Origin of the sequence: Streptomyces sp. Inha503 (assembly GCF_047215865.1) — a bacterium.
Classification (GTDB): Bacteria; Actinomycetota; Actinomycetes; order Streptomycetales; family Streptomycetaceae; genus Streptomyces; species Streptomyces lycopersici.
The window spans coordinates 11,307,986-11,331,372 of the sequence record NZ_CP178360.1 but is presented as its reverse complement, the minus strand read 5'-3'; the positions used below and the strand labels follow the sequence as shown (position 1 = coordinate 11,331,372).

Sequence of the window (23,387 nt, the reverse complement as noted above, 5' to 3'; positions counted from 1 at the left end):
GCCGGGGTGCTCACCGGGGACATGGATCCGGTGGGGTTGCTGTTCTCGGACACCGAGCGCCTCGGCGCGGGCACCGGGTCCACCACCGCCTGGCTGCTGCCCCGGCTGCCCGCCGACCGCACCACATACACGTATACGGACATCTCACCTCGGCGCCGGGATCGCCGTCATCACCGAGATCATGGGCTGGGAGCAGCCGACCGACGACGCGCTCACGCGGACCGTCTACACCCCGTTCCTCGCGGACGCGGTGGCGCTGCTGCAACATACCCGGCGGGCGTGGCCGCCGCTGGGCGCGCGGCTGAGCGTCTTCGGCGGACTCGACGACCCGATGGTCGACCCCGAGACGCTGCACGAGTGGGGCGCGGGTACGACGGCCGACGCCCGGGTCCACCGGTTTCCCGGTGGCCACCACTATCTGCGCACCCAAGTGGCGGAGGTGGTCGGCCGGCTGACGGACGACCTGCTGGCCGCGTACCGGAGTCCGGCATCCGGCTAGGCCCCCAGGGTGCGCGGCTCGGGATCCCCGGTGTCGGCCAGGTCGTCCAGGGTGTCGAGGGTGTCGAGGTCCACGGAGCCTCCGGGCATCACCTGGCGGGTGCGGCGGTAGCCGTAGGCGCCGTAGATGATCAGCCCGGCAACGAGCCAGGCCCCCAGCCGCACCCAGGTCTCCCATTGCAGGAACGACATCAGCCAGCCGGAGAAGACCATGCCGAGGAGGGGCACCACCGGCATCCCGGGGCATCGGAACGCGCGCTTGAGGTGCGGCTTCCGGTAGCGCAGGATCAGCACGGACGCGCAGACCACCATGAAGGCCAGCAGGACTCCTATGTTGGTCAGCTCCGCCACCGCGTTGATGGGCAGCGCGCCCGCGAGTACGGCGGAGACGATGCCGATGATCCAGGTGGCGCGGTGCGGCACCTTGCGCTTGGGGTGGATGGCGCCGAACCACGCCGGCATGAGTCCGTCCCGGCTGAGCGCGTACCACAGGCGCGAGGCGCCCATCATGAAGGAGAACGTCACGGTGACGATGCCGATGACCGCTCCGACGGCGATGACGTTGGCCAGTCCGTTCAGGCCCACGCTGGCGAAGGCGCTGGAGATGCCGCTGTTCGGGTTGAGCTCGCTGTAGTGCTGGATGCCGGTGAGCACGACGCACACCAGCACGTACAGGGCCATGGAGATGCCCAGCGACAGCATCATGGCCTTGGGCAGCTTGTCGCGGGCCTCCACCGACTCCTCGGCGGCGGTGCTCAGCGCGTCATAGCCGAAGACGGCGAAGAAGACGGTGGCGGCGCCGGTGAAGGCCCCGCCGAGTCCGAAGGGCGCGAACGGCGTGAGATTCCCGCTGTCGACCTTGGTGAAGCCCACCGCGATCACCACGAGAACGATGGCGATCTTGACGATGGTCAGCACGGTCTCGACGCGGGCGGAGGTGCGGGTGCCACGGGTCAGCAGCCAGGCGACGGCCAGGCAGATCGCCACGGCCAGCAGGTCGATCCGGTGGCCGGCGCCGGTGCCGGGCGCGCCGAGTGCCCAGGTGGGCAGGTGGATCCCGACGGCGTCCAGGAGGAAGCCGAGGTAGCCGGACATGCCGATCGCGACGACCGCGACGATGGCGGTGTACTCCAGGAGGAGGTCCCACCCCACGATCCACCCCACGACCTCACCGAGGACCGCGGCGCAGTAGGTGTAGGAGGAGCCCGCTTTCGGCACCATGCCGGCGAACTCCGCGTACGCGAAGGCCGCGCACAGCGACGCGGCTCCGGCGACCAGGAACGAGATCAGTACGGCGGGACCGGCGACGTCCCTGGCGACGGCCGCCGCCAGGCTGAAGATACCGGCCCCGATGATCGCGCCGACGCCGATCATCGTCAGCTGGGTCAGCCCGAGGGTGCGCACCATGCGCTCGCCCGCGGGCTGTTCGGAGGGGAGTGTGCGCCGGAAGATCCCCTGGGGGCCTCTGCCCAGGAGGGCGGGGAGCCCGGGCTTGGGGGTGTGGTTGGGGGACATGGCTGGCTCCATGGCAGACAAGCGGCGGCGCGACGGGCCACCGACGTGGTGTGGGTCACCACTGGCCTGAAACCATCACCCAGGGTCTGCCGCGCCCGAAAGCCTCAGCAGCGCGACAACTTGCGCCCCTGAGACCAAGGAAAACTGGGCCCCTTCGCGGTCTCGTCAGCGGGTGAGGAGCGTGTTCCCGCTTTGCTGCTGTCCTCCGGGTGGCCGCCGGCCCGCCGAGGCGCGCAATACATCCACCAGCGCGGCCACCGTCGGCCGGTGCTCGGCGAAGGAGCGGCACACCACCACGATGTGGCGTTCCATCGTCTCGTTCAGCTCCAGGACGTCGAGGTTGGACGGGCGCAGCCGGAGCATCAGATCCGTCACCACGCTGACCCCGACTCCGGCCTCGACCAGGGCCAGGGTGGCGGCGGTGTCCGTCACTTCGTGCAGCACCTGTGGTTCGAATCCGGCACGGCGGCAGGCGGTGAGCACGGCGCGGCCGTAGTAGCTGCCGACGGACGGCAGGATCCATCCCAGGTCCCTGGTGTCGGCGAGCGAGACCTTCTGCCGTCCCGACCTGCCGGACTGGCCGGGTCTGCCGGACTGACCGGATCTGCCGGGCTGGCCCAATCGACCGGACCTGCCGGACCTCCCGGACATGGCCCCGGTGGGTACCGCGAGCGAGAAGCGCTCCCTGGACAGCTCCCGCACCCGCAGGGAAGGATCCCGTGGGATGGGCACGTCCGGGTAGTCCAGCCCCAGCGCCAGGTCCACGCTTCCGCCGGCCACCGCGTCGTACACCTCGTCCACGTCCATGTCCCGGCTGCGCACGGTCACTCCGGGATGGGTCTCGCGCACCTGCCGCAGGGCGGGCGGCAGGATCTCGGCGGCGGCCGTGGCGAAGAGTCCTACCCGCAGCGTCCCGGAGATCTCGTTCCGGGTGCGCTCCAGCGCTTCGACGGCCTCGGCCTCCGTGGTGAGGATGCGCTCGGCGTGCAGGGCCAGGGTCGCCCCGGCGTCGGTGAGCTCCACCCGGCGTCCCACCCGCCGCAGCAGTTGCATGCCGGTGGCCTTCTCCAGCGCGGTGATCTGCTGCGATACCCCGCCGGGCGTGTATCCCAGGGCCTCCGCGACGGCGGTGATGGTGCCGCGTCTGGTCAGTTCCACCAGCGAACGCAGCTGCGCACTCGTCCAGTCCATATAGGGATCCTAAAAGATCGGAAGCATGGACCGTTGATGGACGTCAACGTTTGGTGTGCTGCACGATGACGCAGAGATAGCTGATCGGCATCGCTCTGTCCTGACAGCCCCGCCGCCCCCGGGCGTGGACCCGACCCCGTCCGGCGAGGTGGTCTCTGGAAGGGAGTGGCCCGTTGTCCTCCTCCGCCTTCCGCACCGTTCCCGCCTCCGCCGATGTCGTGATCATCGGTGCCGGCGTGATGGGTGCGAGCACCGCGTTTCACCTCGCCGAGGCCGGGGTGACGAACATCGTCGTCGTCGAGCGCGACGACCTCGGCCGCGGCAGTTCGGGCAAGCCGATCGGCGGCGTACGCGCCCAGTTCTCCGATCCGCTCAATATCGAGCTGGGCAGCCGCAGCCTGCGTGCCTACCAGGAGTTCCGCCACCGGCCCGGCGCCGACATCCGGCTCGACACCGTCGGCTACCTCTTCCTGCTCGATAGCCCGGAGCAGGCGAGTGACTTCGAGGCCGGGGTCCAGCTCCAGAACAGCCTGGGCGTGCCGAGCCGCATGATCGCCCCCGAAGAGGCCCAGCGCCTGTGTCCCTATCTCAGCACCGACGGCCTCGTGGCCGCCGCGTACTCCCCCGCCGACGGACACGCCCGCCCCGGGCTGGTCGTCCAGGGGTACGCACGGGCGGCGGCCCGGGCGGGTGTCACCATCGCCACCCACACCGCGGTGTCCGGCCTCGACACGGCCGGGGACCGGGTCGTCGGTGTGCACACCAGCCACGGCCGCATCGCGTGCTCCACCGTGATCTGCACGGCGGGGGCCTGGTCGGAGCGGATCGGGGAGATGGCCGGCGTCAACCTCCCGGTCCGGCCGGTGAAGCGGCAGCTGGCGTTCACCGCGCCGATCACGCCGCCCGCCCCGCGCATCCCGTTCACCATCGACTTCTCCTCGACCGCCTACTTCCACAACAGCGACGACGGTCTGCTGCTCGGGCTGGCCGACCCCGACCAGGAGGACGGCTTCGACACCACCTGGACCCCGGAGTGGCTGGAGCTGTTCCGCACCGTCGCCCGCCACCGCGCCCCGGCCCTGGCCGGTATGGAGACCGTGGGCGGATGGGCCGGTCTGTACGAGGTCACACCGGACCACAACGCGCTGATCGGCCGCTCCGCGGAGCTGCCCAACTTCCTCTACGCGGCCGGGTTCTCCGGCCACGGCTTCCTTCAGGCACCCGCGGTCGGCGAGGTCGTGCGCGATCTGTACCTGGAGCGTGTGCCGTTCACCGACGTCTCCCCGCTCAGCGCCGACCGGTTCCACCACGGCGCTGAGACCCGCCCCGAAGCACACGTGGTGTGAACCGTGAACCCCGATCGAAAGGCCGAACCATGTCAACGCTCAGCCAGTGGCAGCTGAGGGCCGCGTTCGCGGCGCGGCTGTCGGAGATGTACGGGCGGGAGGTGCCCGCCTACACCACGCTCGTGGACGTCTCGCGCGAGGTCAACGAGGACGTCCTGCGCATGCGAGGAGCCGATGCGACACGTCTCGGGTCCATCAGCCGGGTGACGGCCGAGCGCCACGGGGCCATCCGTGTCGGCACGCCACGGGAGTTGGGGCAAGTGGCCCGGATCTTCGGCGCCCTCGGTATGCACCCGGTGGGCTTCTACGACCTGCGGGAGGCCGCGGCCAGCGCCGTCCCCGTCGTATCCACCGCCTTCCGGCCGGTGGACGGCGAGGAACTGGCGCGCAATCCCTTCCGGGTGTTCACCTCCATGCTCACCCCGGCCGACCCCCGTTTCTTCGACACCGAGCTGCGCTCGCGCCTGGAAGCCTTCCTCGCGGACCGCGAGCTCTTTCCGCCCGAGCTGCTGGCGCTGGCCGACCGGGCCGCCGCCGAGGGGGAGCTGCCCCAGGAGGAGGCCGAGCGCTTCCTGCACCTCGCCGTGCGGGCATTCGAGCTGTCCGCCGAGCCGGTCGACAAGAGCTGGTACGAGACCCTGGAGCGGATCTCCGCCGTGGCCGCGGACATCGGCGGTGTGCGCAGCACCCACGTCAACCACCTCACCCCGCGCGTCCTCGACATCGACGAGCTGTACCGGCGGATGACCTACCGCGGTATCGAGATGATCGACACCATCCAGGGCCCACCGGCCTGGAAGGGCCCCGATGTGCTGCTGCGGCAGACCTCCTTCCGGGCCCTGGCCGAACCCCGCGCGATGCGGACCCCGGACGGCGGTGTCATCAGTGGCGCGCTCAGAGTCCGCTTCGGTGAGGTCGAGGCCCGCGGCATCGCCCTCACCCGCGAGGGTCGCGCCCGCTACGACGAACTCCTCGGCCGCGTGGACGAGCAGGCCTCCCAGAACCCCTCGGTCCCCCGCGAGGAGATCGCCCGCGGCGTGTGGGAGCGGCATCTGCCCGGCAGCGAACGGGAACTCGCCGCCGAGGGGCTGGCCTACTTCACCTACCACCTCCACCCCGACCGGCCCCGCGACGGCGGCGGGCCGCCCACCGGCGTCGGCGAGCTGCTGCGGCAGGGCTGGGTGCGCGCCGAACCCATCGTCTACGAGGACTTCCTGCCCCGCTCCGCCGCCGGGATCTTCCAGTCCAACCTCAGCGGCGAGGGCACCCGCCACGGCGACCAGCAGGGCACGGCGTACGACGCCGACTGGCTCTCCGGCGCCATCGGCCGCGACGTCCTGGACCCCTTCGCCCTCTACGCGCGGCAGCAGAACGCCTCCCTCGCACACATCGCCCATGAGCTGGGCCTCACCGGCACCCTCAGCTGACCCCTCACTCCCCGGAGGACCGCCATGACCAGCACCGCACTGCCCACCACGGACGACCTGCGCGCCCGCGCCCGTACCGCCCTCGACAACATCGGCGTCGACGTGGCCGAGGGCGGCGGCCTCCCCGCCCGCACACCGCTCACCGGCGAAGAACTCTTCGGTCTCACCGCCGCCACCGACGCCGACGCCACCATCGCGGCGTCCCGTACGGCCTTCCTCACCTGGCGCACCACGCCCGCGCCGCGCCGCGGTGAACTCGTGCGCCGCCTCGGTGAGTTGCTGCGCGAGCACAAGAGCGACCTGGCCGACCTCGTCACCATCGAGGCGGGCAAGATCCGCTCCGAGGCGCTCGGCGAGATTCAGGAGATGATCGACATCTGTGACTTCGCGGTCGGCCTGTCCCGGCAGCTGTACGGCCGTACGATCGCCTCCGAGCGTCCCGGCCACCGGCTGGCCGAGACCTGGCACCCGCTCGGCGTGGTCGGTGTCATCTCGGCCTTCAACTTCCCCGCCGCCGTGTGGTCGTGGAACACCGCCGTCGCCCTCGTCTGCGGCGACACCGTGGTCTGGAAGCCCTCGGAGCTCACCCCGCTGATCTCCCTGGCCTGCGACCACCTGCTCGGCCGGGCCGCCGAGGAGGTCGGCGCGCCCCGCGACGTACACCGTCTCCTGCTCGGTGACCGCGCGGTCGGTGAGAAGCTCGTCGACGATCCGCGCGTCGCCCTCGTCAGCGCCACCGGCTCCACCCGCATGGGCCGCGAGGTCGGCCCCCGCGTCGCCGCCCGCTTCGGCCGCAGCCTGCTGGAACTCGGCGGCAACAACGCGGCGATCGTCACCCCGTCCGCCGATCTCGACCTCGCCGTCCAGGGCATCGTCTTCGCCGCGGCCGGCACCGCGGGCCAGCGCTGTACGACGCTGCGCCGCCTCATCGTCCACCGGGACATCGCGGACACCCTCGTCGAGCGGCTGACCGCCGCCTACGGCAAGCTCCCCATCGGCGATCCGTTCGAGGACACCACGCTGGTCGGCCCGCTCATCTCCGCCGCGGCCCTCGACACCATGAACGCCGCCCTCACCCGCGTCCGGGCCCAGGGCGGCAAGATCCTCGCGGGCGGGAACCGGCGCCTGGCCGAGGCCGCCCCCGCGGCCGCCTATGTGGAGCCGGTCCTCGTCCGCGTCGACGCGCAGACGGACGTCGTACGGGAGGAGACCTTCGCCCCGATCCTGTACGTCCTCACGTACGACACCCTCGAGGAGGCGATCGCGCTGCACAACGACGTCCCCCAGGGCCTGTCGTCCAGCATCTTCACCCGCGACCAGCGGGAAGCCGAGGTCTTCCTGTCCGCCGCGGGTTCCGACTGCGGCATCGCCAACGTCAACATCGGCACCTCGGGAGCCGAGATCGGCGGTGCCTTCGGCGGCGAGAAGGACACCGGCGGCGGCCGGGAGTCCGGCTCCGACGCCTGGAAGGCGTATATGCGCTCGGCCACCAACACCATCAACTACTCCAGCGAGCTCTCCCTCGCCCAGGGTGTCAGCTTCCTCTGATCAGCGGTGAGGGCGGCGCGGGCCGGACCGCGCCGCCCGACCTGCGGCACCGAGCCTGCCGACCCACGCCAGGCAGAAGCCCATGGATGCCGTTTGAGTCCAAAAGAATACCGGGGTACAGTACGACGGCTCCGCTCCCCCACCGCATTCGGCATCCACACCCCCATAGGTGGTTTGACATGCGCGCGTCGCACTTAGGCGAATGTTGTACGGTCCTGGTAGAGGATCAGGCGCTCGATGAATTTCTCGAAGTGGCCGTCGGTGAGTACCGGCGCATCACCTCCGAGACACCGCTGCCGTGCTTCGCTCTCCTCGTGGGTTCGGCGGACCAGGCGACCTTGACCGTCGAGCGCGTCGCGTTCGGCCGCAATGCCCGTACCACCGACCCGGCCGCGCGCCGTGAGTTCACCGAGTCGATCGTGCCGCTCTTCGGCCCGGCGTACGAGAACGAGACACGTGGCTGGTGGATCGACTCCCACGACCTGCTGCGGGCCTCGCGCGAGGCCGAAGCCGACGGTCTGGAGATCCTGGGGTCCGTGCATATGCACCCCGACTGGCATCGCATCGGGCCACCGGAGGAGCGGCAGCTCATCCTCAGCGAGCGCCCGACCCCGATGGACCAGCACGTCTTCGGCAACACCGGCTGGCCCGTCAATCTCATCTGCTACCTGGAGCGTCGCGGCGACGTCATGTACCACGCCCTCGCCGCCTGGGCGCCGCCCCCGCCCGAGAGCCCTCACCTTCCGTGTTCCGAACTCCCGCTGCGGATACGGACCCGGGCCGTGGTCGGGGTGTGAGGTCGGTGATCACCGCATTCCACACCATGATTCCCACCCCCGACCGGCCACCCCGCCGGTTTCCGACCGCTGGAGGAATTGCCCATGTCCGACGCGTCCACCCCGGACCGGCCCAAACTGCGGCATCTGGCCATTGTCGCCCGTGACCCCGAGAAGCTGGCCGAGTTCTACAGCGGAATCTTCGAGATGGAGCTCTTCCACCGGGATCCCGATGGCAGTTGCTTCCTCTCCGACGGCTATCTCACCCTCGCACTGATCAAGCATCGGCTCGACGGCGAAACCCCGTTGGGCATGAACCACTTCGGTTTCCACGTAGCCGACACATCCGAGATATCCGCCGCCCTGGTCGCCTCGGGCGCCGATGAGCCCGCCGAGCGCTTCACCAACCGCCCGTTCGCCGAGTACCGGGCCATCGACCCGGAGGGCAACTGGTTCGACCTCTCCGCCCACGGCTTCGGCGGCCCCCGCCCGGCCGCCGAAACCGACGACGCGTAACGGAGCGCGGGGCGCCGACCGCATCGGGCGGCGCCCCGCACACGTCAGTCGACCCGCCGCGCCAGCACCTGCCCCGGCCACTCCCCGGACAGGAAACGCTCGGTGGGGATGAAACCGTTGCGCTCGTAGAACGCGACCAGTTCGCCCCCGCCCCCCGCCCAGCAATCCACCCGCAGCAGCTCCACCCCGGCCCGCCGGGTCTCCTCCACGGCATGGGCCAGCAGCGCCGCCCCGATGCCCCGGCCGGCGTGCCGCCGGTCGGAGACCAGCAGCCGGACGTATCGCTCGGGTTCGTCGGCCGGGGCGATCGGCATCTGCGAGCTGGGCCCGGAGTCCAGCACCAGGGCTCCGACGGGCGCTCCGCCCAACTCCGCCAACTCCGCGATGAACGGGGCGTTCTCGGTCAGATACCGCTCCACCCGCGCCACCCCTCCGGGCCGCCGCGAGTACGGCATCGTGCCCCACTGCTCGGTGTTGCCGCGATCGTTCATCCAGACCACCGCGGCGTCGAGCATGTCCAGCACCGCCGGCGCGTCGGCCGGATCGCCCGGTCTGATCCGTATGGTGTGCGTGGTGTCGTTCACGGCGGAAGTCTAGACAGAAAAACGCACGAAACCCTCGGCCGATCGAATGGGCGTTCAAACGGATTGCGAAATTCCCCGGATGGGCCCGGAGTTTCGCATCAGACTTTCGGCCGGTTGTGTGCTGCGAGTGGTTCGGCCTGGGACTACGGTGTTTTCGAGGGTCCGGCAGAACGAAATCGGCGGCACCGGGGCGTGGCGGCATTGGGGCAAACCGTATTCTGGCGACTGTGCGAGGAGCGTCAGTGGAGTCATCCCGTGGTGTTTCTCGCGGTCTACGCCAATGTCGCCGCCCGTCTGGGAGAGCCGGAGCAGGTGACGGACCGGCAATTCCACCGATGGCGTGAGCCCGATCCACCGTACCCGGGGCCATCGAGCGAGCGCGTGCTGGAGGACATGTTCGGCGCACCGCTGGAACACCTCGGTTTCCCCCTCCCCCAGCGGCACCGCGGCACATCGGCATCCGGTGACGCGGGCCCGGCGTTGCGGTTCACCGTGCTGGGGCCCGTTCGCGTCTGGCGTGGTGAGCGGGGGCTCCCGGTCCTCAGGCCGCTGGAGCGCGCCGTGTTGTGTGTGCTCCTGCTGCGCGGACGCACCGCCACCGCGACCGAGCTGGTCGACGGGGTGTGGGGAGACACCCCGCCACCTCGGGCGATCGCCAGCTTACGCACCCACGCCTTCCGCCTTCGCCGAGCGCTGGGGCCCGGTGTACTGGTGTCGGAGGCGGGAGGGTACGCGCTGCGGATACGGCCCGGAGCACTGGACCTCGCGGTGTGCGAGGACTACGGGGAACGAGCCGAACGTGCCCGGTCGGAAGGGGAATTGACCGGTGCGCGGAAGCTGCTGCACATGGCGGTGGAGCTGTGGGAGGGGCGGCCGCTGGCCGGAGTTCCCGGTCCGTACGCCGAGGCCCAGCGCGCCCGTCTGGAGCAGTGGCGGATGTCCCTGCTGGAGGCGCGCCTCGAGCTCGACCTGGAACTGGGCCTGCACACCGACGCGGTCTCGGAGCTGACCGCGCTGACCGCGGAGCACCCGCTGCGGGAGCGGTTGCGCACACTGCTGATGACGGCGCTCTACCGGAGCGGCCGGCAGGCGGAGGCGCTGGGGGTGTACACCGACACCCGCCGCCTCCTGTCCGAGGAACTCGGCGTGGCGCCCAGCGCGGAACTCGCCCGGCTCCATCAGCGCATCCTGCGCGCCGACCCCACGCTCGCCGGGCCACGGAGGCTCCCGGCCGGGACCAGAGCCGCAGCCACCGCCACACCCGCGCCACGTCCGGCACAACTCCCCGCGAAGCTCGCGGACTTCACCGGACGCGCCGCCGTCATGGACACCCTGCGGAAGCGACTGCGGCTCGCGCAGGGGACGGTGATGACCATCTCCGTGGTGCAGGGGCTCGGCGGGGTGGGCAAGACGGCCCTGGCCGTATGCGTCGCGCAGGCGGTCCGGGAGCGGTTCCCCGACGGGCAGCTGTTCGTCGATCTCATCGGCCACCACGCCCAGCCCGCCGACCCCGCGGCCGTACTGGGCACCTTCCTCCGTGCGCTGGGCACCCCGCCCGCGGAGATCCCGGAGGGGCTGCCCGAGCGGGCGGCGCTGTACCGCTCGGTCCTGGCCGACCGCCGGGTGCTGGTCCTGCTGGACAACGCCCACGACACGGCGCAGGTGCGCCCGCTGCTGCCCGGCTCCCCGAGCTGTGCCGCGCTGATCACCAGCCGCACCCCGATGACCGGGCTCGACGGCGCCCATGTGGTCGACCTCAGCATCATGGACCGGCCCGAGGCGCTGGCCCTGTTCACCCGCATCATCGGCGACGAGCGGGCCGCGGCCGAGCCCCACGCCTGCCGCAAGGCCGTCGCCGCCTGCGGCTGTCTGCCCCTGGCCATCAGGATCGCCGCCGCCCGGCTGACCACCCGCCCCGCCTGGACCGTGGGCAACCTGGCCGACCGCCTGGCCGACACCCACCGCCGCCTCCACGAACTGCGGGCCGGGGACCTGGCCGTCAAGACGAGCTTCGAGTTCGGATACACGCAGTTGGGGCCCTCGCAGGCACGGGCCTTCCGGCTGCTCGCACTCAGCTATGGACCGGACATCTCCCTGGCCGCGGCCACCGCCGTCCTCGGCGTCACCGCGCGAGAGGCCGAGCGATTACTCGAGTCACTCGTCGACTCCAGCCTGCTGCGTTCGCCCGAGCCCGGCCGCTACCGCTACCACGACCTCGTGCGCATCTACGCGCGCGACCGCGCCGAGCGGGATGAACCGGCGGCGGGCCGAGCGGCCGCGATGTCGCGCATGCGGGACTTCTACGTGGCCTCGGCGGCCCGCGTGTACGCCATGGGACGGCCGGGGGACCGGCTCGTCGACCACCTGATGTCCACCGACCACCCCGGGCAGGACTTCCCCGACGCCCGCTCCGCGCTGGACTGGCTCCTCGGCGAAGCGGACTGCCTCCTCATCTGCGCCCAGCAGGGCGCCAAGTCCCCGGAGCGAGGCGCCGTCCGCCGCGCGGCGGACCTCCTGCTGGTCACCCGGGACCTGGTCGAGTCCGGTACGCACTATCTCCAGTACGAGGCGGCGGCCCGTTCGGTGGGCAACGCCGCCCACATCGCCGGGGACACGGCCGCGGAGGGCCGGGCCCGCCTGGCGCTGGCGGGGATGTTCCCCGTCACCAGGGGCCAGCAGCAGGCCGACGACGACGCCCGCCGCGCGGGCCTGCTCGCGACTGCCGCGGGGGATCTGACCACCGTCTGCCACGCGTTGAACGTACGTGGCGTCGTGGCGATCTACCAGCAGCGCTACGAGGACGCGGAAGCACACCTCCGCGAGGCACTGCGTGGCTTCCGGGCCGACGACAACCTCGCCTGCGTGGCCGGTGTGTTGTCCAACCTCTCCCGTGTGCACGCCGCCACGGGCCGGGCCGACAGCGCCGTCGACCTCGCCACGCGGGGAGTCGACCTGCGGCGGAGCCTGGGCAGCACCTGGCGCATCGCCAACGGCCAACTCGCCCTGGGAATCGCCCTGCACCGGGCAGGACGGCATGCCGCGGCGGTGAGCGAACTGCTGGAGGCGCTCAGCACCTTCCGCGACCACCGGCAACGGCTCTGGGAGGGATCCACCCACGCCCGGCTGGCCGAGGTGTACCTCGCGTCGAACCACCCGGCCGAGGCGGCCACACATGCCGAGCAGGCACTGGCGCTCGGCTCCATCGGCAACAAGTGGCGCCGCGGATCGATCCTGAGCGTGCTCGGCCAGGCGTTGGAGCAACTGGGGCAGCCGGACAGGGCCCGCGCGTGCCGCCGCAAGGCCGAGATGTCCTGGGTCTGGTGGAGCCCCTGATCACGCGCCGGGCCGGGCGGGCACGGTCGGTGTTCTGGGCACGGAGATGGTGGCTTCGCAGTCGCCGCCCGCCGCCGCCACGCCACCACCCGATGTGGCGGAGCGGGTCGGCCGCCGGGACTGGGAGCTGCTGGCCCGGGCGCTGTCGTCGCGTTCCACGCTCTACCGGCCGGGCGATTCCGGCTACCCGCCGCTGGCGCTCCCGTTCAACCACCGGTACGCCGGGATCCGGCCGGCCGGAATCGTGACGTGCGACAGCACCAGGGATGTCAGTACGGCGGTCCGCTGGGCCCGTACGGTGGGGCTGCCCGCCGTACCCCGCTCCGGGCTGGGCCACAACTACGCCGGGTACTCCGCCACCACCGGTCTGCTGCTCAATATGGCCCGTATGAACAGCATCGACTCCACGCCGGTGCCGGGTCCACGCTCCCGGACCCGGACGTACGGGCGGATCAAGGTCGTTCACGACGCGGGCACCGTCACCGTCGGGGCGGGGGTCACCAACGGCGATCTGCACCCGATGCTGGAGGACCGCGGCATGTTCGTGCCGACCGGCCGCTGCCCCACGGTCGGGGTGGCCGGGCTCGTGCTCGGCGGCGGGATCGGCTTCAGCGACAAGATGTTCGGCCTGACCTGCGACCGGCTGCTCTCGACAACCGTGGTGCTGGCCGACGGCGATGTGGTGGAGGCCAGTGGGAACGCGCACTCCGACCTGTTCTGGGGCTGCCGCGGCGGCGCGGGGAACAAATTCGGCGTCAACACCTCCTTTACGTTCCAGTACGAGCGGTTCCAGGGCGACGTGGGCTTCTACCGGCTGAGCTGGAGCCTGGACTCGGGCCGCCAACGCCGCCTCGGTCCGCGAGGTCACCCCGGGTGAGGCGAGTGTGCTGCTGAGCGCCACGACTCCGGTGCAGCAGTTCGCCGCCAAGTCCGCGGTGCTGACCTCCCGGACGCTCCTGACCGATGACCAGGTCGCCGCCGCCGAACAACTGCTGGAGTGGCCCGGCAGCGACAATGAGGACGGAGCCGGGTTCGCCGGGTTCGCCCTCGGTGGCGAGATCAACCAAGTGCCGCCGGACGCCACCGCGTTCGTCCACCGCCACGCCGTGTTCATCCTCGCCGCCGAGACCTCGTGGGCGGACGACGACCCGCCCCGCGTCGCCACGGCGAATCTTCAGTGGCTCCCCGAGTTCTACCACGCCATTTTCGACGGCACGCCTCCTCCGCACTCCTACCAGAACTTCCCGGATCCGACCCATCGGCACCTGACCTCTCACGGGGCTTGACAGCCGATCGGGGCCCTTCATACGTTGCTCATCTTGCCCTTTTCGGGGCGGGGTCGCATGAACCGTGGTGCGGCTGGGACGTCCCGAAGGGTTCCGCGGTGCGCGCATGGCTCCCCGACGCTCGTGGCCACCGCCGCCTGTTCTCCGCGCTGTCCATCGACGCCCTGGGCACCGGCCTCTTCCTGCCGTTCTCCATCCTCTACTTCACCGCGACGACCGACCTGGCCCTCGGCAGGGTCGGACTGGCCCTGTCCATCGCGGCGTTGGTGCGCATTCCGGCGACGCCTGGTGCCGGGATGTTCTGCGACCGGTTCGGCGCGCGGAACACGGTGGTGGTCTCCAACCTCACCCAGGCGGTCGGGTTCTTCAACTACCTCTTCGTGGACTCCTTCGGCCATCTGCTCATCGCCGCGATCGTCGTGCAGACCGGCAACTCGGCTTTCTGGGTGGCCTATCCGGCGCTGGTGCATGACGTCGCCGAGGGCAAGCGGCAGGAGTCCTGGTTCGCCCTGATCACCTCGCTGCGCCATGCGGGACTCGGCGTCGGGGCCCTCGGCGCGAGTCTCGCTGTCGCGATCGGCGGGACGAACGGATACATCGCGATCGTCGCCGTCAACGCCCTGTCGTTCACCGTCGCGGCGGTCCTGACCCGGCTCGACACCTCAGGCGCCACTCACACCGTGTCCGTCACCGCCACGCCAGAACGCGACGTCCCCTCAGCACACGCACCCACGAGCGGCTGGGCGAGCTCCCTCCGCGACCGGCCCTTCCTCGGCTTCGTCGTGCTCAACTTCGGCCTCGCCCTGCTCTCACTCGCCTTCGGCCTCGGCGTTCCCGTCTTCCTGGTCGAGACGGTGCACCTGCCGCCGTGGATACCCGGCACCGTCCTCGCGGTCAATGCCGTACTCGGCGCGGCGGGCGCCACGCCCGTCGGCGCCGCCATCACGGGACGTGGCCGAAGCGGCAGCCTCATGGCCTCGCAGGCCATCGTCGGCTGTGCGTTCCTGGCAGTGCTCTGCTGCGCGTACGTGCCGTCGGCATTCGGCGTCTGCCTCGCCCTCGTCGCGGTCGTCCTGGTGACCCTCGGCGAACTCATCCAGAGCCTGATCGTGTCCCCCATCGTCAACGACTGTGCCACGGCGGCGAGTCGCGGCCGATACAACTCGCTCTCCCAAATGGCCTTCAGCATCGGCGATGTCGTCACACCCGCCCTCATGACCACACTTCTCGCCCATGGACCGGCCGCCGCCTGGATCCCGTTGGCAGCCCTCGCCACAGTCAACATGCTCGGCATCGCCCTGCTCACCAGCCACCTCCCCGCGATGCGGCGACGCGTCAACCACCCGGCCCCCGCCGAAGCCGACAGCCGCGGGTAGACGCCGACGGGCGAGAGACCCCGACGGGCGAGTGTCGGCCGGGACGTCCGGGTGGAGCCGAGGCAGCGACCGTACGGTGTGGCGAGCTCCGCACACCGTGCGGGTCAGCGCGCCAGCCGTCCCAGCAGCGAGGAGGCCGCCGTGATGCCGGCCGCCGCGGCCAGCACCAGGACCGCGTAGTCGAGTGCGAGGTGGTGCGGGGTGCCAAGCAGCAGTCCACGCAACGCGTCGACCTGGTAGCTCAGTGGATTGGCCTTGCTGACGGCCTGGAGCCAGCCGGGCATCAGCGCCACCGGATACAGCGCGTTGGAGCCGAAGAACAGCGGCATGGTGATGGCCTGCCCGATGCCCATCAGCCGGTCGCGGGTCAGCACGATCCCCGCGATGGTCATGGACAGGCAGGAGAAGAAGGCCGAGCCGAGGACCACCGCGGCGGCCACCCCGAGGAGCCGCAGCGGATTCCAGGTCAGCGCCACCCCGAGCGCGGCCGCGATGGCGATCACCACGACCGCCTGGATCAGCGCCTTGACCCCGGAGGCGAATGCCTTGCCGGTGATCAGGGCGGCTCGCGGGGTCGGGGTGACCAGCAGTTTGGTGAGGATCCCGGCGTCCCGCTCCCAGATGATCTGGATCCCGTAGAAGATGGCGATGAACATCGCGGACTGGGCGATGATGCCGGGCGCGAGATAGTCGATGTACGGCGTACCACCGGTCGGTATGGCCTTGAGCCGGGTGAAGGTCTCACCGAAGATCAGCAGCCATAGGGCGGGCTGGACGGCCCGGGTGTAGAGCTCGGTGCGGTCGTGCCGCAGCTTCTGGAGCTCGACCACGCACATCGCGACGACCCGCGCGGGCACCATCCGCCAGCCGGTGCGGGCGCGCGGCGGGGTCAGCAGTGGATCGGGGCGGCCGTCCGGCCCGGTCCCGGCGGCGTCAGCCGACCCGGGACGCGGTGCGACGGGTGCTTCGGACATCGCGGAATTCTCCTCCCTGCTCGTCGAGGCCGCTGCCGGCGATGTCGCGGAAGACGTCCTCCAGGGTCGGCCTGGGATCGGCCTCGCCCTCCGCCCGGCGGCGTTCGGCCAGCTCGGAGCGGAGTTCATGGGGCGTTCCAAGGGCGTGGACGCGGCCGCGGTGCATCAGCGCGACCCGGTCGCAGTACTGGTCGGCCTCGTCCATGTAGTGCGTGGTGACGAGGACGGTCATCCCGGTGGCCGCCCGTACCGCGTTGATGTGCTCCCACACGCTGGTCCGGGCGATCGGGTCCAGGCCGATCGTCGGCTCGTCCAGCATCAGCAGCCGGGGCGCGCTGACCAGCGCCTGGGCCAGTTCGAGGCGGCGGATCATGCCGCCGGAGTACGTCTTGGCGAGCCGGTCGGCCGCCGCGGTGAGATCGACCGCCTCCAGCACCCGCGCCACGCGGTCGGCCCGCTCCCGCCGGGTGATGTCGAAGACGCGGGCGAACAGCTCCACGTTCTCCCGGCCGGTGAGCCCGGCGTCGGCGGACAACTGCTGCGGCACGTAGCCCAGCAGCCTGCGGACCGCCATCCGCTCCTTCGCCGCGTCGTGCCCGAACACCCGCACCATGCCGGCGGGGACCGGGAGCAGGGTGGTGATACAGCGGATCGCGGTGGTCTTGCCCGCTCCGTTGGGGCCGAGCAGACCGAAGACCTCGCCCGCCCGGACCGTCAGCTCCAGGTCGTCGACCGCCTTGGTCTCCCCGAACGCGTATCGCAGGCCCTCGCAGACGAGCGCGACGCGATCGGTGCTCTCCGGGGCGTCGGTCATATCCCTTCCACCTCCTCATGAAGGTTCTCGGCCAGTTTGCGCAGCGCCGGAACGGCCGCGGCCAGCGCCGCCCGCTCGCTCTCGGAGAGCTTCGCCACCTGCTCGCGGACCAGCGCGCCGCGCCGTGCCTGCCACTCCCGCAGCCGGGCCTCGGCGGCGGGGGTGGTCGTCAGCCGGGCGGAGCGCCGGTCCCCGGGGTCGGTCTCGCGGTGCAGATAGCCCGCCTTCACCAGCTGATTGACCAGGGTGGAGACCGAGTTGCCCGCGAGGTAGAGCTCCTTGGCCGCGGCCGACACCCGGATCCCGGGGTGGGCCATGACCAGCCGCAACAGCTCCACCTGGGCACCGCGCAGCCGCGGCTCCGTCATCTCGGCCCGCAGCCGCCGCCGGATCAGCCGCTGGACGCCGCCCAGTACGTCGGCGAACGAATCGGGGAACTCCTCTGCGGTCATGTCCCCACTTTACCTCTCAGTGAGAGGTAATTTTCAAGCGGCCGGAGTCGAGGTCCGGCAGATCACCTCACAAGAACCGCACAAGGCCATCCCCTACCGTCCCGTGCCCACGGAAGCGAAGATCCTCCAGGGAGCAGAGGGACCGATATGAGCGAGACACGTCGGCACGGGATAGGCCGACGCCACTTCCTGTACGGGGTGGCCGCGGTGGCGGCCGGCGCCATGGGCACCGGTTGCACCCCCGAGGACGCGCAGGGGACAAGCGGCTCGGGTGGTGAGCCGGTCGTCGCCATCGACACCGAGCGGCGTTCGTTCAAGGTGAGCCCGTACATGACCGGGGTGAACGGGGCCAAGTGGTACGACGACGCCTATGGAATGTGGGACTCGAAGAACAACCGCCCCGCCCCGGGCATCGTCGCAAAGATCGAGAAGTCCGGGATCGGGATGATCCGCTATCCCGGCGGCACCTCCTCCAACCTCTTCAACTGGAAGGGGGCCATCGGTCCGCAAGCGGACCGGACCCGCCAGGTCGAGGGGCACAAGGGCGAGTCGGTCGACAGCCGGTTCGGGCCGGACGAGTACATGGCCTTCATCCGCGAGGTCGGCGCAACTCCGGAGATCATGGCGCCGTTCGCCAACTCGACCCCGGAGGAGATCGCCGACTGGGTCGCCTACATGAACGCCCCGCAAGGCACGAAGTGGGGCGATCTGCGAGCGCGGAACGGCCACCCCGAGCCCTACGGCGTGCGCTACTGGGAAATCGGCAACGAACTGTTCGGCAAGCACCAGCGCTACTGGATGAGCGCCGACGACGACAAGGCCATGCGGCAGTACGCCTTCGGCGGCACCCAGCGGCAGAAGCGCCAGCGCGTCGGAACACCCACCGACCACCGCCCCTCCGCCTCGGTCAGCAACGGCCAACCGAACCAGACCTTCACCGTCTGGTACCCACCCGTCGTCCCCAAAAGCCAGACCATCCGCGTCGGTGACACCACATGGCGCGAGGTCGCCAGCCTCACCTCAGCGGGAGCCGACGACCGCGTCTACACCTTCGACCCGCGCGGCGGCACGATCCACTTCGGCGACGGCCGACACGGGAAGGTCCCCCAGAAGGGCTTGAAGCTCACCGCCGACTACGACTCCGGTCCCCACGCCGGATTCGTCGACTACTACACCAAGATGAAGGCCGTCGATCCCACGATCGACGTGCTCGCCGTCTGGGCGCCCATCGAGGCCGGAAAGCTCGCGGGCGGAAAGAGCTTCCCCGAACTCCTCGCCGAGCACGGCCACGCCGACAAGTACGACGGCATGGCCATCCACCCGTACACCAACTTCTCGCGGGATCTGAAGACCACGCGCTTCCCGGACAAACGGGCCGGACACGACTACCAGATGCTCGGGGACGCGGCCGCCGCCAAGATGGTCTCCGACCTCACCGCGCAGATACACGAACACGGCAAGGACGAGGCTTACGTCGCGGTGTCCGAGTGCGGCGCCCTGTTCTTCGGAGGAGAACGCGACGCCGACGCCTATCCCCAGTTCTCCTTCGCCATGTCGCACGCGCTCTACATGGCATCCCAGTGGGCCCGGTTCGCCGGCCTCGGCGTCCGCTGGACCGCGAGCAACGATCTGATCGGGGCGAAGCCAGGACTGTCACGGACACTCTTCGGCGGCGCGCCCAGCTTCGTACGCACCCCCGACGCGATCGTGCGCGAGCAGCTCAGCGGCTTCTTCCACGGCGGCGGACACGTCGTGGACAGCGAAGTGAAGGAGAACCAGAAGGTCTCCACCCGGGAGACACCGCTGGGCTCGTCCTACGAAGCGCTGGTCACCACCGCCGCCGTCGACAAGGACGGAGCCCTCAGCGTCCTCGTCGTCAACCGCTCACCGGACAAGGACATCAAGTCCCGGGTCGATCTGGGGAGTTTCCGGCACGCCGGTACGGTCGACGTGTCCGTGGTGGCGGGCAGGAGCTATGACGACTTCAACAACGACGAACACCCCGACGGCGTCACGATCGAAAAGTCCCACGCCACGGCGAAGGGCGACTCCCTGAACTGGACATTCGCGGCACACTCGGTCACGCTCCTGCGGTTCCCACCGCCCACGTCCCACTACGGGGTGTCCGGCGGATCTTGACGCCTGCGGCGAGCCGCTCCCCTACCCGCCCCTTCCCGGCACCTGACGATATGCGGCTCCGCCGCGTGGGGGGCTTCGCCCCACACCCCGGGGTCGAGGGGCGAAGCCCCTGCCACGCGGCGGAGCCGCATATCGATGCTGCGGGAAGGGGCGGGTAGGGGAAAGATCCGCCGGACACCCCTAGCCGTCCGCCGCGGAAGATTCGGTTCAGCGGCGCAGCAGGCTCGCGGTGAGGCCATCGGCCACGAGCTGGAATCCCAGCACCAGCAGGGTGACGGCGGCCATCGGACCTATCGCGTACCAGGGGTTCTGCGCGAGGAAGTTCATGCTTCCCTGAAGGAGCGAGCCCAGGGAGGGGGACGGTGGCCGGATGCCCAGGCCGACGTAACTCATCCCGCCCTCGATGAAGACGGCGGTCGACATGGACAGGGCGAACTGGACGATCAGCGGGTCGAGGCCGTTGGGCAGGATGTGGCGCACCAGTATCCGCACCCGGCCCGAGCCGATGGCCGTGGCCGCGACGACGTAGTCGCGCTGGCGTTCGCCGACGACCGAGGACCTGATGAGCCGGCCGAACAGCGGCACATTGACCAGGGCGATGGTCACCATGACCGCGGTGCCCCCGGAGCCGATGATCATGGCGACGGTGACACCCGCGATGAGCGCGGTGAACGACAGCATCACATCGAACAGCCTCTGTATGACAGTGTCGAGCCACCGGGCCAGCCCGCTCGCGAGGCCGATGAGGATGCCGGCGATCGCGCCGAGCGGTACGGCGATCACGGTGGCGAACACGTCCTGGCGCAGCCCGTACAGCACCCGGGAGAACAGGTCGCGGCCGTATTCGTCGGTGCCGAGCGGATGCGCGGCCGATGGATGGGCGAGGGCGAGCGGTCCTTGCTGTGTCGGCGAGGCGGGTGCCAGCAGCGGGGCCAGCACACCGGCCAGAACGAGCACCAGGACGAGCCCGAGGCCCATGCTCAGCACCGGCCGGCGCAGCAGCCGCGACCAGCCTCCGCCACGGACGACGACGGCGGCGGTGTTGGCGGCGGCCGTCGGCGGTGTCTCGGTGGTGGTGGTCATGCTCACTCCATCCTGAGTCGGGGGTCGACGGCCGCGTGCAGCAGATCGGTCACGGTCTGGAGGACGACGAACACCGTGACCGTGATGAGCAGCAGGTTCTGAACGACGAAGTAGTCGCTGCTCTTGAGGGAGTCGATGATGAGCTGGCCCACCCCCGGCCAGGCGAAGATGGCCTCCACCACGATCGCCCCGCCGAGCATCTGACCGATCTGGATGCCGAGGACGGTCAGCACCGGTGGCAGGGCGTTCGGAAGCGCGTGGCACAGCACGATCCGTCGCCGCCGCAGGCCCTTCGCCGTGCCGATGCGGATGTAGTCCTCGCCGAAGACCCGCCGGATCGACGTCGACAGGAAGCGGGCGAGTACGGCGGCGGCGGGGAGCGCCAGGGCGAGGGCCGGCATGATCAGGTACTGCACCCCGATCTCCGGGTCCGCGAGCAGCGAGACATGGCCGCCCGCGGGGAGGATCCGATGGGTGATGGCGAACACCATCACCAGGAGCACTCCGCTGACGTACGGCGGTATCGCGAAGGCCAGTGCGGTGGCCGCGGAGGTCGCGCCGCGGACGAGGCGGCCCTTGGCCACGCCGAGGACGAGCCCGGCCAGGCCACCGAGCAGGACCGCCAGGACGATGGCGCCGAGGGTGAGTTCGAGGGTGTTGCCGAGACCGTTGCCGATCAGGGTGGCGACCGGCACGCCACGTACGTAGGAGTCGCCGAGGTCGCCCGTCAGCACCCCGCCGAGCCAGGTGAGGTACTGCTGGGGCAACGGGGCGTCCAGCCCCAGCTGGTGCCGGACGGCGGACACGGTCCTGGCGGAGGCGTCCGGGCCCGCGGCGAGTACGGCGGGGTCGCCGGGCGCCAGGTGCAGCACGCTGAAGACCACGACCGATGCGATGGCGAGCACCGCGAGGGCCGAGGGGACACGCCGGAGTGCGTAGCGGAGCATGGGGTCCTCCTCATGCCAGATAGGCATGGTCGAGGTCGATGCCGTCATACATGGTCCAGGCCAGACCTTTGAGCGACGCCTGAATGGCATACGTATGGGTGCTGTTGATCAGGTCGATGACGAACTGCTGCTCGAGGAAGAGCTGGTTGAGCTCCCGGTAGGCCGTGGTGAGGGCGTCGCCCTTGCCGGTCCAGATCTCATCGGCCAGGCGGCTGTACTCGGCATCGTGGAAGTTGGACGCGTTCTGCTGGGCGTTGAACGGCCAGGAGCCTTTGACGAGCGTCGACGGAGTCAGCTGCCCGAAGCCGTGGCCGTTGACGAACAGGCCGGGGATCTTCCCGCTGACGAACATCTTCTGGTACTCGGCGTCCTGCTTGGGCTCCAGTCGGCAGGTGAGGCCGACGTCCTCGAGGTTCGCCTGCACGATCTGGGCGATCGCGGCGTTCGTCGCCAGTGTGTTGCTGTAGTACAGGTCAACCTTGGCGTCGGCCGCGCCGGACCGTCGCAGCAGACGTTTCGCCTTGTCCGGGTCGAGCGTGTAGGCCGCTGCCCGATCGGGGTCCCATGCGGCCGTTCCCGGTGACCACGGCAGGCTGCTCGGGCGGCCGATCCCGCCCAGCGCCTGGGCGAGGACCCGCTCCCGGTCGATCGCCCACGCCACTGCCTGCCGTACCTCGACCTTGTCCAGCGGGGGGACCTCGACATTGGCCCCGATGTAATAGGTGAGGTCGTGGGCGTCGGACCGCACAAGGCGGAACCCCGGCCGGTCGCGGATACCGGCGGCGTCGAGTGGCGAGAGGTCGAGGGCCAGATGTGTCTGCCCGGAGCGCAGGGAGGCCACGGCGGACGACGACTGCGCGGCGATCGCGATCTCCATGCCATCGAGGTAGGGACGGCCGGGCTTCCAGTAGTGGCGGTTGCGTTTCAGCGAGATGGACGAGCCCGGCTTGTAGGACTCGACGGTGAACGGCCCGGTGCCGATGATCTCCCGTCCCGAGGCGAGGTCGGTCACCGACTCCCGGTCGATCAGGACCATCATCTCGAACATGTCCCACACATTGCTGACGGCCTTGCCGAAACCCACCGTGACCTCGTGATCGCCGGTCCGCTCGGCCGAAGTCACCTGCTGGGCCACGGCCTTGACCTGGGAGCTGGTGGTGTCCTTCGTCAGGTAGTCCAGGACGAACACGACGTCGTCCGGCCCGAAGGGGCGGCCCGAGTGGAACGTCACGTCGTCGCGCAGCCGGAACACATAGGTCCGTCCGCCGTCCGACACCCGCCAGCTCTTCGCCAGCGACGGCCTGGGCCGCAGAGTCCTGTGGTCCAACTCGGTCAGTGTGTTGAAGACGGTGCGGCTCACCGAGAAGTTGGGGTTGATCTGTGACAGCAGGAACGCGGGCAGGATGTCCGTGCCCTGGACCAGGTGGAGGGTGCCCCCGTGCCGTGGCCCGCCCCCGGATCCTTGCTGTTCCGCGACGGCACTGCGGCAGGCGGTGTTCAGCGGGCCCGCCCCGAGTGAGAGTCCCGCGGCGAGGACCGTGCGGCGTGCTGGCTGACCACGTTGTCCGGTCACGCTGGCTCC

The 23,387-nt window shown here is 70.4% G+C and carries 20 protein-coding genes; 11 read left to right on the top strand and 9 right to left on the bottom strand.

Features of this window, described 5'->3' with window-relative positions:
• Positions 1-181 precede the first annotated feature (181 nt).
• Positions 182-499 (top strand): thioesterase II family protein, encoded by a 318-nt coding sequence (locus tag ACJX2R_RS46895; RefSeq protein WP_413105116.1) that lies wholly within the window; start codon positions 182-184, stop codon positions 497-499.
• Here the strand turns inward: ACJX2R_RS46895 and ACJX2R_RS46890 are convergent.
• Together ACJX2R_RS46890 and ACJX2R_RS46885 are read right to left on the bottom strand one after the other, a co-directional pair.
• On the bottom strand, positions 496-1,905 hold the full coding sequence (locus ACJX2R_RS46890) for an amino acid permease (RefSeq protein WP_413106127.1): 1,410 nt from the start codon (positions 1,903-1,905) through the stop codon (positions 496-498). The genes ACJX2R_RS46895 and ACJX2R_RS46890 overlap by 4 nt on opposite strands.
• Before the next feature lie 273 nt (positions 1,906-2,178).
• Positions 2,179-3,204: a LysR substrate-binding domain-containing protein gene (locus tag ACJX2R_RS46885; protein WP_413105115.1), complete on the bottom strand. Its 1,026-nt coding sequence runs from the start codon at positions 3,202-3,204 to the stop codon at positions 2,179-2,181.
• A 173-nt stretch (positions 3,205-3,377) separates the two neighbouring features.
• Here ACJX2R_RS46885 and ACJX2R_RS46880 point away from each other — a divergent pair, with 173 nt between their 5' ends.
• From ACJX2R_RS46880 to ACJX2R_RS46860, 5 genes are all read left to right on the top strand, one after another.
• The gene (locus ACJX2R_RS46880) at positions 3,378-4,550 is read left to right on the top strand and encodes an NAD(P)/FAD-dependent oxidoreductase (protein ID WP_413105114.1); all 1,173 of its coding nucleotides are present in this window, start codon (positions 3,378-3,380) and stop codon (positions 4,548-4,550) included.
• A 29-nt stretch (positions 4,551-4,579) separates the two neighbouring features.
• A complete protein-coding gene (locus ACJX2R_RS46875) occupies positions 4,580-5,977 on the top strand; it encodes a 2-oxoadipate dioxygenase/decarboxylase family protein (RefSeq protein WP_413105113.1) in 1,398 nt (465 codons plus the stop codon).
• 24 nt (positions 5,978-6,001) lie between these two features.
• Positions 6,002-7,525, top strand: coding sequence for an aldehyde dehydrogenase family protein (locus ACJX2R_RS46870; RefSeq protein ID WP_413105112.1), 1,524 nt, complete (start codon positions 6,002-6,004; stop codon positions 7,523-7,525).
• Positions 7,526-7,776: 251 nt separating this feature from the next.
• Positions 7,777-8,322 (top strand): hypothetical protein, encoded by a 546-nt coding sequence (locus ACJX2R_RS46865; RefSeq protein ID WP_413105111.1) that lies wholly within the window; start codon positions 7,777-7,779, stop codon positions 8,320-8,322.
• An 84-nt stretch (positions 8,323-8,406) separates the two neighbouring features.
• Positions 8,407-8,817 (top strand): VOC family protein, encoded by a 411-nt coding sequence (locus ACJX2R_RS46860; RefSeq protein ID WP_413105110.1) that lies wholly within the window; start codon positions 8,407-8,409, stop codon positions 8,815-8,817.
• Between the two features lie 44 nt (positions 8,818-8,861).
• On the opposite strand, the gene ACJX2R_RS46855 is transcribed toward ACJX2R_RS46860, so the two are convergent.
• Positions 8,862-9,401, bottom strand: coding sequence for a GNAT family N-acetyltransferase (locus tag ACJX2R_RS46855; RefSeq protein ID WP_413105109.1), 540 nt, complete (start codon positions 9,399-9,401; stop codon positions 8,862-8,864).
• A 255-nt stretch (positions 9,402-9,656) separates the two neighbouring features.
• Here ACJX2R_RS46855 and ACJX2R_RS46850 point away from each other — a divergent pair, with 255 nt between their 5' ends.
• The 4 genes from ACJX2R_RS46850 (at position 9,657) to ACJX2R_RS46835 (ending at position 15,396) form a co-directional block, all read left to right on the top strand.
• On the top strand, positions 9,657-12,734 hold the full coding sequence (locus tag ACJX2R_RS46850; protein WP_413105108.1) for an AfsR/SARP family transcriptional regulator: 3,078 nt from the start codon (positions 9,657-9,659) through the stop codon (positions 12,732-12,734).
• A 46-nt stretch (positions 12,735-12,780) separates the two neighbouring features.
• On the top strand, positions 12,781-13,611 hold the full coding sequence (locus ACJX2R_RS46845) for an FAD-binding oxidoreductase (RefSeq protein WP_413105107.1): 831 nt from the start codon (positions 12,781-12,783) through the stop codon (positions 13,609-13,611).
• A gap of 7 nt (positions 13,612-13,618) precedes the next feature.
• Positions 13,619-14,020, top strand: a complete 402-nt coding sequence (locus tag ACJX2R_RS46840; RefSeq protein ID WP_413105106.1) for a hypothetical protein — start codon at positions 13,619-13,621, stop codon at positions 14,018-14,020.
• A 98-nt stretch (positions 14,021-14,118) separates the two neighbouring features.
• On the top strand, positions 14,119-15,396 hold the full coding sequence (locus ACJX2R_RS46835) for an MFS transporter (protein ID WP_413105105.1): 1,278 nt from the start codon (positions 14,119-14,121) through the stop codon (positions 15,394-15,396).
• A gap of 104 nt (positions 15,397-15,500) precedes the next feature.
• Here ACJX2R_RS46835 and ACJX2R_RS46830 read toward each other — a convergent pair whose 3' ends face one another.
• Genes ACJX2R_RS46830 through ACJX2R_RS46820 form a run of 3 tightly spaced genes read right to left on the bottom strand, consistent with a single transcriptional unit; the run spans position 15,501 to position 17,636 of the window.
• Positions 15,501-16,370, bottom strand: a complete 870-nt coding sequence (locus ACJX2R_RS46830) for an ABC transporter permease (protein WP_413105104.1) — start codon at positions 16,368-16,370, stop codon at positions 15,501-15,503.
• Positions 16,330-17,184, bottom strand: a complete 855-nt coding sequence (locus tag ACJX2R_RS46825; protein WP_413105103.1) for an ABC transporter ATP-binding protein — start codon at positions 17,182-17,184, stop codon at positions 16,330-16,332. Before ACJX2R_RS46825 ends, ACJX2R_RS46830 begins: the two co-directional genes overlap by 41 nt.
• Positions 17,181-17,636, bottom strand: coding sequence for a MarR family winged helix-turn-helix transcriptional regulator (locus ACJX2R_RS46820; protein ID WP_413105102.1), 456 nt, complete (start codon positions 17,634-17,636; stop codon positions 17,181-17,183). Before ACJX2R_RS46820 ends, ACJX2R_RS46825 begins: the two co-directional genes overlap by 4 nt.
• Positions 17,637-17,783: 147 nt before the next feature.
• On the opposite strand from ACJX2R_RS46820, the gene ACJX2R_RS46815 reads away from it, so the two are divergent.
• The gene (locus tag ACJX2R_RS46815; RefSeq protein ID WP_413105101.1) at positions 17,784-19,775 is read left to right on the top strand and encodes an alpha-L-arabinofuranosidase C-terminal domain-containing protein; all 1,992 of its coding nucleotides are present in this window, start codon (positions 17,784-17,786) and stop codon (positions 19,773-19,775) included.
• A gap of 207 nt (positions 19,776-19,982) precedes the next feature.
• Here the strand turns inward: ACJX2R_RS46815 and ACJX2R_RS46810 are convergent, their stop codons facing one another.
• Genes ACJX2R_RS46810 through ACJX2R_RS46800 form a run of 3 tightly spaced genes read right to left on the bottom strand, consistent with a single transcriptional unit; the run spans position 19,983 to position 23,378 of the window.
• A complete protein-coding gene (locus tag ACJX2R_RS46810; RefSeq protein WP_413105100.1) occupies positions 19,983-20,858 on the bottom strand; it encodes an ABC transporter permease in 876 nt (291 codons plus the stop codon).
• 2 nt (positions 20,859-20,860) lie between these two features.
• Positions 20,861-21,805, bottom strand: coding sequence for an ABC transporter permease (locus ACJX2R_RS46805; RefSeq protein ID WP_413105099.1), 945 nt, complete (start codon positions 21,803-21,805; stop codon positions 20,861-20,863).
• Positions 21,806-21,815: 10 nt separating this feature from the next.
• Entirely contained in the window at positions 21,816-23,378 is a 1,563-nt protein-coding gene (locus ACJX2R_RS46800; protein ID WP_413105098.1) for an ABC transporter substrate-binding protein, read from the bottom strand.
• Between the last annotated feature and the right edge of the window lie 9 nt (positions 23,379-23,387).